We start from the raw sequence: 16,911 nt of genomic DNA on the forward strand, positions 1-16,911 counted from the left end.
CTTGATTAAGGCTCCAAACATCAGATGTTAAAAAGCCCCAGTCTTTCGACTGAGGCTTATTAAGGTGGTCGGTGAAGAGGGATTCGAACCCCCGACCCTCTGGTCCCAAACCAGATGCGCTACCAAGCTGCGCTATTCACCGATATATCTCTTTATTCTCGATTTTCACCAAGAACGGAAACCGAAGTTACCGAATAATGGGGTGGCTAACGAGACTTGAACTCGCGACAACCGGAATCACAATCCGGGGCTCTACCAACTGAGCTATAGCCACCATCAAACTTTGCAATAACCGCTTGCTTGCCGTTATTTTTCTTTTCATTTTTAACCAATGAGAAGAAAAGAAAAGTGGTCGGTGAAGAGGGATTCGAACCCCCGACCCTCTGGTCCCAAACCAGATGCGCTACCAAGCTGCGCTATTCACCGATACAAATTCATTTTTTGGAATAAACGAGAGAGAACTCTCTGCTCCGCTATTCCTAACATCATGATGCACTATCAAACTAGTCTATTCATCGATGTAAATCTTTTTTTCTCGACTTTCACCAAGAAAGGAAACCGAAGTTACCAAATAATGGGGTGGCTAACGAGACTTGAACTCGCGACAACCGGAATCACAATCCGGGGCTCTACCAACTGAGCTATAGCCACCACTGTTTTGCCAATTTGCTACTTATTTACATAAGCATCCGGATGGCGCGCCCGAAAGGATTCGAACCTTCGACCTTTGGCTCCGGAGGCCAACGCTCTATCCAGCTGAGCTACGGGCGCATGCCCTATCGGCGGAGTGGAATAATACGGAGTTCACACTAGGGCGTCTAGTACTTTTTCAACTTTTTTTATCGTTTGACGCCTTTTTCATCAGATAACCATTATTACCTCTATAATAAGGATGTGACTCACCCCTTGAAGATCGCAACTTGTTGTTTATTGCAACAACTTATCGGGATATAATCACCCAATATTTACATTGATTTAACAGCTTGAATGGCTTTTAAATCAGCCACACTCTAAATCTAAGTATAAATAGGTAAGCATGAACTTACCTTTGGAATATAAAGTGAGTTTAATGGATATGTCTCGACGAATCATAAGCGTGTTATTCGCTGCTTTAACCTTTTCTAGTGTTGCATTGGCAACCAGCCAAGCTGAATACGATGCCATTGCTGATCGCATTAAACCTGTAGGTGATGTTTACTTAGCGGGTAGTGAACCCGTTGCGGCAGAGCCGACAGGCCCTCGTGATGGCGCGCAAGTTTATGGTACATTCTGTATCGCTTGCCACTCTACAGGCATCAGTGGCGCACCTAAAATTGGCAATGCCGAAGAGTGGGCTCCACGTATCGCCCAAGGTAAAGATGTATTGAAAAATCATGCACTGCAAGGCTTTAATGCCATGCCAGCTAAAGGAACCTGTATGGATTGCTCTGACGACGAAATCGTTGCCGCCATTGAGCATATGATTGCAGGTCTTTAATACATTAATTCCTATAAAACAAAGGGTTGGCTTTAATTCCAAGCCTTTGTTTTTATTATTTTTTAAGCACTATTTCTTAAACATGGCAGCGCGCAAGTTAGCAATATGGCTTTGTCCTTTCGCCATGCGCTCTTCTTGACTTACTGGTTTTTTGCTCTGTTCCCACTCAACATCGTCAAAGGGTAATTCATCCAAAAAGCGACTTTGTGTGGGTTTAAGCAGTTCCCCGTATTGACGACGTTCTTTACACATAGTGAAAGTCAGTTCTCGCTGCGCGCGAGTTATCCCGACATACATCAAACGACGTTCTTCTTCGACGTTGTCCTCATCGATACTGGTTTGATGAGGAAGAATACCCTCTTCAGTGCCAATCAAATAAACGTAAGGAAATTCAAGGCCTTTCGATGCATGCAATGTCATCAACTGAACGGCATCACTCTCATCCTCTTCTTCACTTCGCTCCATCATGTCGCGTAGGGTTAAGCGCTGTACAACTTCTTTGAGCGATTTTTCTTGTTGGTCATAGTTGTCACCTTCAAGGTCGGCCACAATCCAAGAATAGAGATCAGAGACGTTTTTCATACGCATTTCGGCCGCTTTGGGGCTGGAAGAGGTTTCATACAGCCAATCTTCATAATGAATATCTCGGACTAACGATCGCACCGCTTCAACGGTATTGCCTCGTTCAGCTTGATCTGAGATAGCTACTAACCATTGCGTAAACTGACGCAAGTTGTCGAGCCCTCTTCCAGACAAATGATGCTCTAAGCCAAGTTCAAAACTGGCCGAAAACAAGCTTTTGCCACGCATATTGGCGTAACTACCCAATTTCTCTAACGTGACTGGGCCAATTTCTCGTTTTGGCGTGTTCACAATGCGTAAAAAAGCATTGTCATCGTCAGGATTCACCAACACTTTGAGGTAAGCCATGATGTCTTTAATTTCGGCTCTGGCAAAAAATGACGTTCCACCGGATAACTTATAAGGCACGCGGTTTTGCAGCAGCGATTTTTCAATTAAGCGTGACTGATGATTACCGCGGTACAATATCGCGTAATCACGATATTCGGTGCGATTGAGAAATTTATGCGCAATCAGTTCACCAGTGACCCGCTCCGCTTCATGATCTTCATTTTTCGCTAGCAGAACTTTGAGTTTTTCACCCTCAGGGATCTCAGAAAAAAGCGTTTTCTCATACACGTGTGGGTTGTTGGCAATCAGAATATTGGCCGCTCTCAAAATACGGCTGGTTGAACGGTAGTTCTGCTCAAGCTTAATCAGTTTAAGATTTGGGTAATCTTGCCCCAGCAACACGAGGTTTTGCGGTTTCGCCCCTCGCCAAGAATAGATGGATTGATCATCATCACCCACCACGGTTAAACGGCCACGTTCTCCAACCAACAATTTCACTAACTCGTATTGACTGGTATTGGTATCTTGATATTCATCCACCAGCAAGTAGCGAATGCGGTTTTGCCAACGCTGACGAACTTCGGCGTTGTTTTGCAATAACAGCACCGGCATTAAAATAAGATCATCAAAATCGAGCGCGTTATACGCTTTCATTTGCTTTTGATAAAGATCGAAGCAGTAAGCGAACAGCTGTTGTTGTTCACCTTGAGCAAAACCTTTCGCTTGCTCTGGCGTCAACATGTCGTTCTTCCAGTTGGAGATGGTGCTGAGTAATTGGCGCAGCAGATCTTTATCGCCCTCGAGCTGTTTCTCTGTCAACTCTTTGAGCAGCGCAAGCTGATCTTGGTCGTCAAACAGAGAGAACCCCGCTTTCAAGCCCAAAAATTTATATTCCCGACGGATAATATTGAGGCCTAAAGTATGAAATGTGGAAACGAGCAGCCCTTTTGACTCAGCTTTTCCAAGCGTTTGTGCTACCCGCGCCTTCATTTCTCGAGCGGCTTTGTTAGTAAATGTAACGGCAGCAATGTTGCGCGCTTTATAATCACACTGTTGAACCAAGTAAGCGATCTTGTTGGTAATTACGCGCGTTTTACCCGAGCCAGCCCCCGCCAATACTAGACATGGGCCCGATACATATTTGACGGCTTCGTCTTGTCTTGGATTCAGCTTCATGAGGTACTCGTATCACTTTTATTTGGGCCGTCTATGATAATGCCGCGCTTTACTGATTACTACGTCATTCACCATAAGATTTTTGTCATTTTACTACACTAGTGTATTGCATAAGGGGCTATAGTTTGGTCTATAATGAATGAACGTTCATTCACTGTGGGATGTCAGCATGTCTAACTGTATTCACGTGGATAAGTACCAGCAGATATTGGTGGCTGCTGAAAAGCTGATCGCTGAATCTGGATTTCAAGGCTTATCGATGCACAAATTAGCCAAAGAAGCCGGTGTCGCAACGGGAACAATTTACCGTTACTTTGATGACAAAGATCATCTTCTTGTGACAGTTCGCTTACACGTTTGTCAGCATATTGCTGACGCGGTGCAAGCCAATATTGATGATGAGATGCCTTTGAAAGAACGCTTTAAAATGATGTGGCTTAATATCTGGGAATTAGCACAATCAAGCAGTGCAACACTCAGCAACCGAGTTCAATATGAATCATTGCCAACAACAATCAGTTGCAATGTTAAGGAACTTGAGCGAAAAATGTTTGCCAAAGTGGATTTACTATTTGATCAAGGTAAAGAGCAGGGATTATTCAAGCCGTTGGATAACCAGATTTTGTCTGCTTTAAGCTTCGAAACAACGGTCGCCCTTGCCCGTAAAAAAGCGATGGAATGTTATCAACTGGATGACAGCGCACTCAGTGCCGTGATTGACGCCAGTTGGGATGCAATTACTCAACACTAACTTGGAGTTCTGACTAGAATGAAAAAGTGGACATTCTTTATGTTACTTATCGCCTTCCTACTGTTTGGTAGCGTGATAGGTTTTAATCTGTTTAAACAACAAAAAATTGCCGAATTCATGGCCAACCGTCCTGAACCTGAATTTCCAGTGACAGTGACTGATGTAACTCCTGTTGATTGGATCCCAGTGATTGAAGCGATTGGTTTTATTGAACCCAATCAAGGCGTGACACTGACATCTGAAACCAGCGGCGTGATCGATAAGATTTCATTTGAATCAGGGACACAAGTTGAGGAAGACCAACCTTTAGTTTTGCTTGATTCTGCGGTTGAGAAAGCGAATTTAAAAAGCTCACAAGCTCGCCTACCTGCTGCAAAAGCGAAATACGAACGCTATAAAGGTCTATTCGCTAAAGGGTCGATTTCAAAAGAAGCTTATGATGACGCCGAAGCAAACTACTACTCTTTGTCTGCAGATATTGAAAGTTTAAAAGCTTCTATTGATCGTCGTGAAATCAAAGCTCCCTTTGCTGGTGTGGTGGGTATCCGTAATGTGTATTTAGGCCAATACCTACAGCCAGGCACCGATATTGTTCGCTTGGAAGATACCAGTGTAATGCGTCTGCGCTTTACCGTTCCACAAACGGATATTTCACGTATTTCATTAGGCCAGCAAGTGGATATTTTTATCGATGCTTATCCTAATGCAGCGTTTACAGGATCCATTACTGCGATAGAGCCTGCCGTTAGCGTTCAAAGTGGTTTAATCCAAGTGCAAGCCGATATTCCAAATAGTGACGGTAAACTACGCAGCGGTATGTTTGCTCGTGCCAACATCATCCTGCCGAAATTAGAAAACCAAGTCACGCTTCCTCAAACCGCCATTACCTTCACCCTGTATGGTGATAATGTTTACGTGTTGAAAGAAGAAGATGGCGTTAAACGAGTAGAGCAGCGCGTTGTAAAAGTAGGTGAACGCAAAGGTGCTGTGGCGCATATTTTAGAGGGTGTACAAGATGGAGACATCGTGGTCACTTCAGGTCAAGTGCGCTTAAGTAACCATTCGAAAGTTCGGGTAGTCGAAAGTAATGCGACTACACCACCTGCTGAAACACCGATGCTGTAATTGGAGGAATCATGCGTTTTACTGATGTTTTTATAAAACGTCCAGTGCTCGCGGTATCGATCAGCTTTTTGATAGCTCTGCTTGGTTTTCAAGCTATTTTCAAAATGCAAGTTCGTGAATACCCTGAAATGACGAATACCGTTGTTACAGTGAGTACAGGCTATTACGGTGCAAGTGCCGACTTAATCCAAGGTTTTATCACTCAACCTTTGGAACAAGCAGTCGCACAAGCCGACAACATTGATTATATGACTTCTTCTTCGGTATTGGGTAAATCAACGATTACCGTAACGATGAAGCTCAATACCGATCCCAACGCTGCACTTTCAGATGTGTTAGCAAAAACGAACTCGGTACGCTCACAGCTTCCTAAAGAGGCAGAAGATCCGACGGTAACTATGTCTACCGGCTCAACCACCGCGGTGCTGTATATTGGTTTCACTAGTGATGAACTTAGTTCAAGCCAAATTACTGACTATCTTGAGCGTGTATTTAACCCTCAAATATTCACCGTCAACGGCGTCTCTAAGATTGACTTGTATGGTGGCATGAAATACGCCCTTCGTATTTGGCTTGATCCAGCAAAAATGGCAGGACTACAGCTCACTGCGGGCGATGTGATGAACGTGCTGAATGCCAACAACTATCAATCAGCAACAGGACAAGCCACTGGCGAATTCGTGCTGTATAACGGTAGTGCCGATACGCAAGTGTCAAATGTCGATGAGCTGAAAAACCTGGTGGTTAAAACGGGCGACGGCAATGTTATTCGCCTAGGTGATATTGCAAACGTCACGCTAGAAAAAAGCCATGATGTTTACCGCGCAAGTGCAAACGGCCGAGAAGCGGTTGTAGCAGCCATCAACGCAGCACCTAGCGCAAACCCAATCAACATTGCTCAAGATGTGTTGGATCTGTTACCGCAGTTAAAGCGTAATCTACCAAGTAACATCGAAATGAACGTGATGTATGACTCCACGGTGGCGATCAATGAATCGATCCACGAGGTCATAAAAACCATCGCTGAAGCCGCCTTGATCGTACTTGTCGTCATTACTCTATTCCTAGGCTCTTTACGTGCCGTTATCATCCCGATTGTTACCATTCCACTCTCCTTAGTTGGTGTTGCTATGGTAATGCAGGGAATGGGCTTCTCATGGAACTTGATGACACTGCTAGCGATGGTATTGGCTATCGGACTTGTGGTGGATGATGCAATCGTTGTACTAGAAAACGTTGACCGCCACATTAAGCTGGGTGAATCACCATTTCGTGCCGCGATTATTGGTACTCGTGAAATCGCCGTTCCGGTAATTGCGATGACGCTGACACTGGGCGCCGTTTATGCACCGATAGCGATGATGGGTGGCATAACAGGCTCACTCTTTAAAGAGTTTGCACTCACGCTGGCTGGTGCTGTATTTGTTTCAGGTATTGTTGCACTGACACTTTCACCCATGATGTGTTCTAAAATGCTTAAAGCGCACGAAGAGCCCAACAAGTTTGAACAAAAAGTGCATGGATTACTTGATTCAATGAGTAACCGCTACGCGAAATTACTCGAGAAAGTAATGCAGCGCCGTCCTGTCGTGATTGCCTTTGCGGTGATCGTGTTTGCCAGCCTGCCTATGCTGTTCAAATTCATTCCAAGTGAGCTTGCCCCTTCTGAAGATAAAGGCGTGGTCATGTTAATTGGTACGGGTTCCTCGAATGCGAACTTGGACTATTTACAAAACACCATGAATGACGTGAATACGATTCTGTCTGAACAGCCAGAAGTTCAGTTTGCTCAAGTCTTTACCGGTGTTCCAAGCTCCAACCAAGCGTTTGGTATTGCCTCAATGGTACCTTGGAGTGAACGCCAGGCAAGCCAAGCTGAGGTTGCCACTCGAGTCGGCACCTTAGTGCAAGATATTCCAGGCATGGCCGTGACGGCCTTCCAAATGCCTGAACTTCCCGGTGCAGGCTCTGGATTGCCAATTCAATTTGTCATCACTACACCCAATAGCTTTGAAAGTTTGTTTGCTATTGCCACTGAAGTGCTAACAGAAGTGAAAGCAAGCCCGATGTTTGTGTACTCCGATTTAGACCTCAATTACGATTCTGCGACGATGAAAATTAATATCGACAAAGATAAAGCTGGGGTTTATGGCATCACGATGAAGGATATTGGCACGACATTAGGGACCATGATGGCGGATGGCTATGTCAACCGCATCGATCTCAATGGCCGCTCTTATGAAGTGATCCCGCAGGTTGAACGTAAATATCGCCTCAACCCTGAATCGATGAATCACTACTTTGTGCGTGCCGTTGACGGAAAAATGATCCCATTAGGGAGCCTAATTACCATTGATGTGATTGCAGAGCCGCGCTCACTGCCGCACTTTAACCAGCTAAACTCGGCAACCGTCGGAAGTGTACCGGGCCCAGGAGTTGCAATGGGTGATGCGATTACATGGTTTGAGGATGTTGCCGCGACTAAACTGCCCGCAGGCTACAACCACGATTATATGGGTGAAGCGCGTCAATACGTGACTGAGGGAAGCGCACTCTACGCGACCTTTGGTTTGGCACTCGCCATCATCTTCTTGGTACTGGCGATTCAATTTGAGTCGTTAAAAGATCCATTGGTTATCATGGTATCTGTTCCTCTCGCCATTTGCGGAGCATTAATTGCACTAGCTTGGGGCGCAGCAACCATGAACATCTACTCGCAAGTAGGGTTGATTACACTGGTTGGTCTTATCACCAAGCACGGTATTCTTATTTGTGAAGTGGCGAAAGAAGAGCAGCTACACCATAACAAGTCACGCATCGAAGCGGTGATGGAGGCAGCCAAAGTGCGTCTTCGCCCAATTCTAATGACGACAGCAGCGATGATTGCAGGTTTGATCCCGTTGATGTACGCAACGGGTGCAGGTGCAGCTCAGCGCTTTAGTATTGGTATTGTGATTGTGGCAGGTCTTGCGATTGGTACACTATTTACGCTATTCGTACTGCCTGTGATTTACAGCTATCTAGCCGAAAAACATAAGCCACTGCCTGTGTTTGTTGAGGATAAAGACCTCGAAAAGCTAGCCAGAGTTGACGAGGCCAAAGCAGCACAACGCCGACTCGCTGAAAATAAATAACACAATATAATTAAGACTGCTTCAAAAAAGGCCACCTCAGTGGCCTTTTTCTTACCTTGAATAACGACATTCTCAGCTCAATTGCTTAGAATGGAGACAAACTGACAGGAGTGTAAGCCGCTATGTTTGACCCTAAAAAACTTGAGCAAATTGCCAAACAAATTCACGATTCAATGCCTCAACCCGTAAAAGATTTGGGTGCCGACGTTGATCAAAAAATCCGCCAAGTGATCCAAGGCCAATTAAATAAATTGGACGTGGTAAGCCGTGAAGAATTTGATGTACAGACTCAAGTATTGATGCGTACTCGCCAAAAGCTCACTGAAATGGAGCAAAAATTGGCCGAGCTAGAAGCGAAAATCACCGCCAAATAATATTGCCCGGTTGAGATGAAAATTTCCCAATAAAAAAGGCTTGGTCAACGGCGACCAAGCCTTTTGTTTTATATTGTGTTTGCTTTTGTATTTATTCTCTCCAGTCAGTCTGGAGCTTTACATCATCATTCTCGTCATTGAAAAGGGGCGAACTCTCGGCCCCTTCTTAACCACCGGAAGGTTAATTAGCCTTTAGCCACCGACAGCGATGCGTTTCATATCTGTCATGTAACCACGCAACTCTTCACCGATGTACTCAACCGGATGGTTGCGAAGAATTTCATTCACTTCAATCAAGGTCGCGTTATCAACGAAATTCGAGCTTTCACCAAGACCTTTACCAATCACATCAGTAGATACTTTTGGCATGAACTTTTCGCGCAGTAACGGTGTTGCGACATTGGCAAACAGGTAATTACCATACTCTGCCGTATCAGAAATAACCACGTTCATTTCATACAAACGCTTACGTGCTACTGTGTTGGCAATCAGTGGCAGCTCATGCAGGGATTCATAGTAAGCTGACTCTTCAACAATACCGGAAGCCGTCATAGCTTCAAATGCCAGCTCAACCCCAGCGCGAACCATGGCAATCATCAAAATACCTTTGTCGAAGTACTCTTGCTCAGTGATCTGTACATCAGACTGTGGGTAGTTTTCAAACGCAGTTTCACCGGTTTCAGCACGCCAGCCCAGCAAATCAGCATCATCGTTGGCCCAGTCAGCCATCATAGTGCTAGAGAAATGACCAGAAATAATGTCATCCATATGTTTGTTGTACAGTGGGCGCATCAAGTCTTTAAGCTCTTCAGACAGCTCAAACGCTTTGATTTTTGCTGGGTTTGATAGGCGATCCATCATGTGAGTGATGCCACCAAATTTCAGCGCTTCGGTTACCGTTTCCCAACCGTATTGCAGCAGTTTACCTGCGTAACCTGGGTCAATACCTTCTGCTACCATCTTCTCATAGCACACAATCGAACCCGCTTGTAGCATGCCACACAAGATGGTTTGCTCGCCCATAAGGTCCGATTTTACTTCGGCAACGAAAGAGGATTCCAAACAGCCAGCACGATGACCGCCCGTTCCGGCCGCCCAAGCTTTTGCGATATCCCAACCTTCACCTTGAGGGTCATTTTCTGGGTGAACGGCAAGCAAAGTCGGCACGCCGAAACCACGCTTATACTCTTCACGCACTTCGGTTCCCGGGCACTTAGGCGCCACCATCACAACCGTGATGTCTTTACGGATCTGCATCCCCTCTTCAACCACGTTGAAGCCGTGAGAATACCCCAATGCTGCACCTTTTTTCATCAGCGGCATGATGGTTTCGACAACATTGCTGTGCTGTTTATCTGGCGTTAGGTTAATGACCAAGTCTGCTTGAGGGATGAGCGTTTCATAGCTACCCACTTCAAAACCGTTCTCTTTAGCATTTTTATAGGACTGACGCTGTTCGTCGATCGCTGCTTGACGCAATGCATAAGAGACATCAAGGCCAGAGTCTCGTAAATTTAGACCTTGGTTTAAACCTTGTGCACCACAACCGACAATCACCACTTTCTTACCTTTGAGGTACTCGGCTTCGCTTTCAAACTCAGAGCGATCCATAAAGCGGCAACGACCAAGTTGGTCAAGTTGTTGGCGTAGATTTAGGGTATTGAAATAGTTAGCCATGTTAGCGCTCTCCTTTAAAGATTCTTTCCATCAGGTCGGTTTCTAGAACCGAATAAACTGATACTAAAGCAGACATCAAGTTGCTTAAAGTGATATATTCACAATTAGTTATTGCAATTTATGCAACGTGATGTGATTAACTTATGAACATTAAAAACCTGCAGATGTTTATCCATCTGTGTGAGAGTAAAAACTTCAGTAAGACCGCCGCCGCGATGCACATCAGCCCATCCGCGCTCAGCCGGCAGATCCAGAAGCTGGAAGAAGAAACTAGCCAAAGCTTATTTGTGCGTGATAATCGTAGCGTTGAGCTAACGCCAGCAGGCAGTAAACTGGTTCCTGTTGCACTCAAAATCATTACAGAGTGGCAGCAATATAACGTACAAATGAAAAACCAAAACAGCGTATTACAAGGGGAAATTCGCTTGTTTTGCTCAGTCACCGCCAGCTACAGCCACCTGCCTCAGTTACTGTCCGATTTTCGAGTTCGCCATCCGTATATTGAGTTCAAACTCTTGACTGGCGATCCTGCTCAAGCGATTGATAAGATTTTGAATGATGAAGCGGATATTGCCATTTCAGCCATGCCCGAACAGCTACCAGCTCGCGTTGAATTTGAAACGATTGGTGAAATACCCTTATCGGTGATCGCGCCGCTCGGGATCAGTAGCTTTATCGAACAACTGCAAAATGACACACCCGATTGGTCAGTTGTCCCTTTTATTGTTCCTGAAGCGGGAACGGCAAGAGATAGAGCCAATGCCTGGTTTAAAAAAATGAAGATCAAACCCAATATTTACGCGCAGAGCTCAGGGCATGAAGCGATTGTCAGCATGGTCGCGCTCGGTTGCGGTATCGGCATTGCGCCGGATGTAGTGATCAACAATAGCCCGGTGAGAGATAAGATCCAGCGCCTTAAATTAGCACCCGTAAAACCATTTCAGCTCGGTGTGTGCTGCAAACGCTCACAGCTTGATAACCCATTAATCAAAGCATTGTGGGATGTTGCAGCGAATAAATACCTGACACCATAACTCATCCCTCTTTTCAAAGAAAAAGCCACTGACGAGCAGTGGCTTTTTGATTCATGGTAAGGGCGTTAAATTACCCGCGAAAATTGTTGCTGACGAGCACGAACACGCAAGTATTTATCAAAGCACATGCAGATGTTGCGGATCAACAACCGCCCGCGCAAAGTAACGCGGATCTCTTTTTCATCGACTTCCACTAACTCATCATCAATAAAAGTTTGTAGCAACTCAAGATCTTGCTTGAAGTAGTGATTAAACGTCACGTTAAACTGTGCTTCAATTTGGCTTTTATCCAGTTTGAAATTGCAGATAAGCTGCTTGATCACTTCGCGACGAAGTAAGTCATCACTATCCAGTGCCACCCCTTTCCAGAGTGCATGACGTAACTCATTAACTTGCTCATAGTATTTTTTCAGCTCTTTTTGGTTCTGCGCATACGCATCCCCAATCATTGAAATGGCTGAGACACCAAAGCCAACTAAGTCGCAGTTACCTTGCGTGGTATAACCTTGAAAATTGCGATGTAAAATGCCTTCACGCTGCGCGACGGCCAACTCATCATTGGGCAGAGCAAAATGGTCCATGCCAATGAACTGATAACCAGCACCCGTTAAGGTCGCGATCGTGTCTTGTAATATGGCCAGTTTTTCTTCCGCCGTAGGTAGATCTTCATCTTTAATCTTACGCTGCGCAGCAAACAGCTGCGGCATGTGCGCGTAGTTAAATACCGACAATCGCCCCGGCTTCATCTCCAACACTTGCGTTAATGTTTTAGCAAAAGAGCCTTTAGTCTGCTTAGGCAAGCCGTATATGAGATCAAGGTTGGTTGAGCGAAAACCCAGTTGTTTAGCTCGTTCCGCCATAGCAAAAATAAAGGTTTCATCTTGCTCGCGGTTCACCAGCTTTTGCACTTCTTTGTTGAAATCTTGTACGCCGATGCTCAGGCGGTTAAATCCTTCGCTGCGCAGGTGATCAAGCATCTCTAACTCAATTTCACGCGGATCAACTTCAATACTGATTTCTGCGTCATTTTCAAAGCGGAACTCACCACGCAAAATGGCCATTAAACGGCTAATTTGCAATTGAGTTAAAAAGGTTGGTGTGCCGCCACCGAAATGCAGTTGTGTGACTCTACGGCCATGCAGCAAAGAGGCTCGTTGGCGAATCTCATGTTCGAGCACATCCAAATAGTCGTCGGCTTTATGCGAATGACGGGTAATCACCTTATTACAACCACAGTAGTAACAAAGTTTGTGACAAAACGGGATATGAATATAAAGCGAAAGTGGCCTGTCAGGGTATTGGGCACACGCCATATCATAATCGGCAATAGTAAATGCTTCATGGAATTCAAGTGCTGTAGGATAAGAGGTATAACGCGGGCCTGAATAGTTATACTTATCTAAAACAGCTTGATCCCATACGATCTGTTGGCTGGGTACGACTTGCGAAGACATGCTGTGCTTTCCGTTCGAAACTTTGACGGGCTATTTTGCCACATGACAATGATGGACGTCGGGTGACAAAACGAAATTTGTGTATAAATGTTCTAAACTGCTAACGCGATCACTCACTCGAAAGAGGCAGTCGAGCCATTACATCATTTGAATCGGAATTTGACTATTCAAAGGGGCAATGCGTTTTTGCAGAACTTTTAACTCTTCAACAATCGCATCCATTAAACGGGCCTCCGCCTTTTGGCGCACTAAGTTATGCTTCATTCGCTCTTGTTTAGCGAGTTGGCTGCGCTCTTCGCCACGCGGCATATCCTTCACTATAGAATACAGTTCGGAAATAGCGGGATACGAACTATCAAAGTCGATTCTCTGTTCGCCTTGAACATAATCCATAATGCAGTAGACACGGATGCTGATCTCGGAGAGATCACATTGGCCTTGAATCCCAGCCATGCAAAGCGTATTTACGCTATCAAAAATATTTGCATTGCGTTTTTCAATGGCCAATGTTTTATGTTGAAGCTGCAAATCCTTTTGCTTTTTCAGTTGCAGCAGAAGGTAACCAGCGTAAGACGCTAAGCCGAGAATAATGATTCCACCAGCAATGGCTAACAAGGTTACATTCATGGCACTTTCTATCCTTTTAAATCATTTAGGTCGAAGCCTTCAAAATCTGATAATAAATCATCATCTGAACGTGATTTTTTGGCACTACCGCCAGTCACGATTGGTTCGAAAACATCTTCTTGCTCTTCAGCATACAGACCAAGTTGCTTCATCAGTGCTTCAATACGATCGAGTTTCTCATCAACGTATTTTTGCAAGCCGGCACCTAGGTTTTCGCCATTATCAATACGATCGAGCAACACGTTCAATTGCGCATCATTTTCCAGCATTTCGAGCTCTTGCTCAGCCGACAAACGACGCTCTTGCTTGGTCATTTTCTTCGCTGGCTCAACCACCAGAGGAATTTTTTTCTTGCTGCCTAAACGTGGATCGCGCGCTTTAGCGGCTTCTCGCTGCTGCTGATCTGAACCATCGGAATGGCGGCTACCCGCTTTCAGACCTTTCTGTTTTTTAACTCGCTTACGCAAACGGCCTTCAACATCTGCCTCACTGCGATTACGCGTGACAATCACGTCGCCTTCACCGGCTGAACCCGGCTTTCTCGATTTTTTACTACGGCTCATTACTGGGGTTTCCTCAGTAAAATTACATCATTACCAATAAATTCAAGTTCAAGCTCATCCCGCTTGGCCAAGTACTGGAAGGTTTCACGACTAAAAAAGATCACATGTGTGAGATCATTTTTGTAGTGCCACCCAGCAAACGCCTCCACGTCTTTGACTAGTTTGGTCATTAACCCAATCCAGCCTCCTGGCTTAACTAAATTTAACCATTGCTGCCAAACTTGGTGCGGCTTATGTAAATGCTCAATCACTTCAGTGGCAGTCATAAAATCATAGGTCGCCTGCAACACCTTTTCATCTGGATGAAAAAAGATATCGTATAACGACATTGTGTGCCCAGCCTCTTCCAACATAATGGATAAGGTTGGCCCCGGCCCACAACCAAAATCTAACCCGTTAGATGCCGGAGAAAGCCTCTCCAACATCGGCGCACAAACGCGTGACAAAAACTGGCGATAACCCCTATCCTGCGGGTTATTTTCATGCAAATCATAAAATGCTTTTTCCGCTTTTTCGTCAAGACGATGTTCAGGGCTAACAAACACAAGTGCACAGTGTTGGCACTGCAGATAAGGGCGAACTTTATCGGCAAAATAAGGAACTATTTGTTCACTAAAACATAATGGGCAAATGTGCATGTAACATCCTCAAACAGGGATGCGCAACATACCAGAAAGTGGCATTAGAGTGGAGAGTCAGCGCGTATTTTTTCACCAGCTAGGCAAAAAAAGATAAAAAAAGCGATAGGTAAGCCGATCATTGAGCAAAAAATTACGTTTTCTTCAGCACAAAAGAAAACGCCCTAGCTCAGTGCTAAGGCGTTTTCAAACAACAGTGCTCGAACGGTGTAGGGTTTAGTGAAGGCCACCAACGTATTTAGAAAGTATTTCGATGTCAGTGTCGCTGAGCTTTTTCGCGACATCACGCATCATAGCATTCATATCATTATTACGAGCGTCATCGCGGAATTTTTGCAGTTGAGCTTTGATGTAGTCAGCATGCTGACCAGAAATTTTAGGGAAACCTGAAAGCTCAGTACCATTACCACGTGGACCATGACACGCAATACAAGCGGTTAAACCACGCTCTGCATCACCTGCGCTATAAAGTGCTTTTCCTTTCACTGCAACGTCTTCAGGCGTTGAGTTCGCTGAAATAGTTTGTGATGCAAAATACGCTGCAAGATCAGCTATATCTTCGTCGCTAAGAGGCATCGCCATGGCACTCATTACGGGATCGTAACGACCTTGTTTGCCACCGCTTGTCATTCCCAGCTTGAGATCATGCAATTGCTTCTCTATGTATTTCTCATGCTGACCAGCAATTTTAGGATAAATTGTAAGTAGACTATTGCCATCAGCACTGTGACAGGCAACACACGTTTGGGATTTTGCTTTACCAGCTTCAATGCTGCCTTGGGCCCACACTGAGCAGCTGGCTAAAAGACTCAAGATTAGCGCTAATTTCTTCATGACATTCCATTTATAATTATCAAGCTTCCAGTACCACTTTGCAGTTGCTACTCACTCTCAGTGGCGACTCATGGTACAATAGGCGACCTTATGCCGAGCACGGTTATTTTACACAATTTCACAAAAAAGTAATCAATCGACTACACAAAGTCGAGATGGAGTTAACAGTGAGCGTAAAAATTCATTATCAAAACACGCATTTCATTACCAGTGCGCCTGACATTCGTCATCTACCTGATGATGAAGGGATCGAAATTGCGTTTGCAGGACGCTCCAATGCAGGTAAGTCGAGTTCGTTGAATCGCTTAACGAATCAGAAGAGCTTGGCTAAAACCAGTAAAACTCCGGGTCGAACCCAACTGATCAACCTATTTAAAGTCACTGAAGGTTGTCATATTGTGGATTTACCGGGCTATGGTTTTGCTCAAGTTCCTTTGGAACTGAAGAAAAAATGGCAAAAATCATTAGGTGAATACCTACAAAAGCGCAAGAGCTTAAAAGGGCTGGTTGTGCTAATGGACATTCGCCATCCGATGAAAGATCTCGACCAACAATTGATTTCTTGGGCTGTCGATTGCTACATCCCAGTGCTAGTACTACTGACTAAAGCGGACAAGCTAAAAAGTGGCGCACGTAAAGCTCAAGTGTTAAAAATTCGTGAAGAGGCACGCTCTTTTGGCGGCGATGTCACTGTCGATGCTTTTTCATCATTGAAAGGCTTAGGCGTCGATGTGCTGCGTAACAAATTAGATACGTGGTTTGCACCCGCACTCGCACATTTAGCCGAGCAAGAAACAGTGGAAGAGATGGATGAGTGTGACTCAACTCACTTAGAAGAGAATCCAGACCATTCTGCACAGCACTAATTCAGAAGAACACTAAAAATCGTGACTCCAACAGAGCCCTACCTAATCGTGGGGCTTTTTTATAGGCTTTAAATTCAAATGCGAACGGCAAAGAGAAAAATCCCCACCATCCTGGTGGGGCAACGGGAGAGAAGTAGGAGGTAATTTATTATTGTTTTGCTAAGCATTCCTTAATCCCTCCAACTTTTCAATAGGTCAAAGAGTCATCAATTCACTCACCCACAGAACACTCCTCTGGCTCACCCCAATAAAATCAACATAACATAATG

Annotated in this window: 14 protein-coding genes and 5 tRNA genes; 7 read left to right on the top strand and 12 right to left on the bottom strand. The window is 44.9% G+C overall.

Translation table 11 applies throughout. The features are described from left to right. Nucleotides 1-65 precede the first annotated feature (65 nt). From AACT21_RS13630 to AACT21_RS13650, 5 genes are all read right to left on the bottom strand, one after another. A tRNA-Pro gene (locus tag AACT21_RS13630) sits at nucleotides 66-142 on the bottom strand. A gap of 56 nt (nucleotides 143-198) precedes the next feature. Beyond that, nucleotides 199-274, bottom strand: a tRNA-His gene (locus AACT21_RS13635). A gap of 75 nt (nucleotides 275-349) precedes the next feature. Then, a tRNA-Pro gene (locus AACT21_RS13640) sits at nucleotides 350-426 on the bottom strand. 149 nt (nucleotides 427-575) lie between these two features. Then, nucleotides 576-651 (bottom strand) — tRNA-His (locus AACT21_RS13645). A gap of 43 nt (nucleotides 652-694) precedes the next feature. After that, nucleotides 695-771, bottom strand: a tRNA-Arg gene (locus tag AACT21_RS13650). A gap of 298 nt (nucleotides 772-1,069) precedes the next feature. On the opposite strand from AACT21_RS13650, the gene AACT21_RS13655 reads away from it, so the two are divergent. Then, nucleotides 1,070-1,477: a c-type cytochrome gene (locus tag AACT21_RS13655; RefSeq protein WP_088718017.1), complete on the top strand. Its 408-nt coding sequence runs from the start codon at nucleotides 1,070-1,072 to the stop codon at nucleotides 1,475-1,477. A gap of 69 nt (nucleotides 1,478-1,546) precedes the next feature. Here AACT21_RS13655 and rep read toward each other — a convergent pair whose 3' ends face one another. Next, nucleotides 1,547-3,565 (bottom strand): DNA helicase Rep, encoded by a 2,019-nt coding sequence (gene rep / locus AACT21_RS13660; protein ID WP_017048508.1) that lies wholly within the window; start codon nucleotides 3,563-3,565, stop codon nucleotides 1,547-1,549. 139 nt (nucleotides 3,566-3,704) lie between these two features. On the opposite strand from rep, the gene AACT21_RS13665 reads away from it, so the two are divergent. From AACT21_RS13665 to ubiK, 4 genes are all read left to right on the top strand, one after another. After that, nucleotides 3,705-4,316, top strand: coding sequence for a TetR/AcrR family transcriptional regulator (locus tag AACT21_RS13665; RefSeq protein ID WP_013855653.1), 612 nt, complete (start codon nucleotides 3,705-3,707; stop codon nucleotides 4,314-4,316). An 18-nt stretch (nucleotides 4,317-4,334) separates the two neighbouring features. After that, nucleotides 4,335-5,441, top strand: a complete 1,107-nt coding sequence (locus AACT21_RS13670; protein ID WP_013855652.1) for an efflux RND transporter periplasmic adaptor subunit — start codon at nucleotides 4,335-4,337, stop codon at nucleotides 5,439-5,441. An 11-nt stretch (nucleotides 5,442-5,452) separates the two neighbouring features. Further along, nucleotides 5,453-8,575 carry a multidrug efflux RND transporter permease subunit gene (locus AACT21_RS13675; RefSeq protein WP_013855651.1) on the top strand — a complete coding sequence of 1,041 codons (3,123 nt, stop codon included), beginning with the start codon at nucleotides 5,453-5,455 and terminating at the stop codon, nucleotides 8,573-8,575. Nucleotides 8,576-8,697: 122 nt separating this feature from the next. Further along, a complete protein-coding gene (ubiK, locus tag AACT21_RS13680; RefSeq protein ID WP_010319855.1) occupies nucleotides 8,698-8,949 on the top strand; it encodes a ubiquinone biosynthesis accessory factor UbiK in 252 nt (83 codons plus the stop codon). A gap of 192 nt (nucleotides 8,950-9,141) precedes the next feature. Here the strand turns inward: ubiK and ilvC are convergent, their stop codons facing one another. Continuing rightward, nucleotides 9,142-10,626, bottom strand: coding sequence for a ketol-acid reductoisomerase (ilvC, locus tag AACT21_RS13685; protein ID WP_013855650.1), 1,485 nt, complete (start codon nucleotides 10,624-10,626; stop codon nucleotides 9,142-9,144). A 143-nt stretch (nucleotides 10,627-10,769) separates the two neighbouring features. Here ilvC and ilvY point away from each other — a divergent pair, with 143 nt between their 5' ends. Beyond that, nucleotides 10,770-11,660 carry an HTH-type transcriptional activator IlvY gene (gene ilvY, locus AACT21_RS13690; protein ID WP_013855649.1) on the top strand — a complete coding sequence of 297 codons (891 nt, stop codon included), beginning with the start codon at nucleotides 10,770-10,772 and terminating at the stop codon, nucleotides 11,658-11,660. A 65-nt stretch (nucleotides 11,661-11,725) separates the two neighbouring features. On the opposite strand, the gene hemN is transcribed toward ilvY, so the two are convergent. The 5 genes from hemN to AACT21_RS13715 all read right to left on the bottom strand — a co-directional run bounded on the left by hemN (nucleotide 11,726) and on the right by AACT21_RS13715 (nucleotide 15,776). Beyond that, nucleotides 11,726-13,114 carry an oxygen-independent coproporphyrinogen III oxidase gene (gene hemN, locus AACT21_RS13695; protein WP_013855648.1) on the bottom strand — a complete coding sequence of 463 codons (1,389 nt, stop codon included), beginning with the start codon at nucleotides 13,112-13,114 and terminating at the stop codon, nucleotides 11,726-11,728. Nucleotides 13,115-13,252: 138 nt separating this feature from the next. After that, a complete protein-coding gene (locus AACT21_RS13700; RefSeq protein ID WP_094164130.1) occupies nucleotides 13,253-13,741 on the bottom strand; it encodes a DUF2489 domain-containing protein in 489 nt (162 codons plus the stop codon). 8 nt (nucleotides 13,742-13,749) lie between these two features. Next, a complete protein-coding gene (yihI, locus tag AACT21_RS13705) occupies nucleotides 13,750-14,304 on the bottom strand; it encodes a Der GTPase-activating protein YihI (protein WP_013855646.1) in 555 nt (184 codons plus the stop codon). Continuing rightward, complete coding sequence (locus AACT21_RS13710) at nucleotides 14,304-14,942, bottom strand: class I SAM-dependent methyltransferase (protein WP_013855645.1); 639 nt, start codon at nucleotides 14,940-14,942, stop codon at nucleotides 14,304-14,306. The genes yihI and AACT21_RS13710 overlap by 1 nt, the downstream gene beginning before the upstream one ends. A gap of 216 nt (nucleotides 14,943-15,158) precedes the next feature. Next, nucleotides 15,159-15,776 (bottom strand): c-type cytochrome, encoded by a 618-nt coding sequence (locus AACT21_RS13715; RefSeq protein WP_013855644.1) that lies wholly within the window; start codon nucleotides 15,774-15,776, stop codon nucleotides 15,159-15,161. A gap of 167 nt (nucleotides 15,777-15,943) precedes the next feature. On the opposite strand from AACT21_RS13715, the gene yihA reads away from it, so the two are divergent. Next, the gene (gene yihA, locus AACT21_RS13720; RefSeq protein WP_019281187.1) at nucleotides 15,944-16,642 is read left to right on the top strand and encodes a ribosome biogenesis GTP-binding protein YihA/YsxC; all 699 of its coding nucleotides are present in this window, start codon (nucleotides 15,944-15,946) and stop codon (nucleotides 16,640-16,642) included. Nucleotides 16,643-16,911: the final 269 nt, after the last annotated feature.

The sequence above is a fragment of the Vibrio sp. V08_P9A1T1 genome (assembly GCF_963874405.1).
In the GTDB taxonomy this organism is placed as follows: Bacteria; Pseudomonadota; Gammaproteobacteria; order Enterobacterales; family Vibrionaceae; genus Vibrio; species Vibrio anguillarum.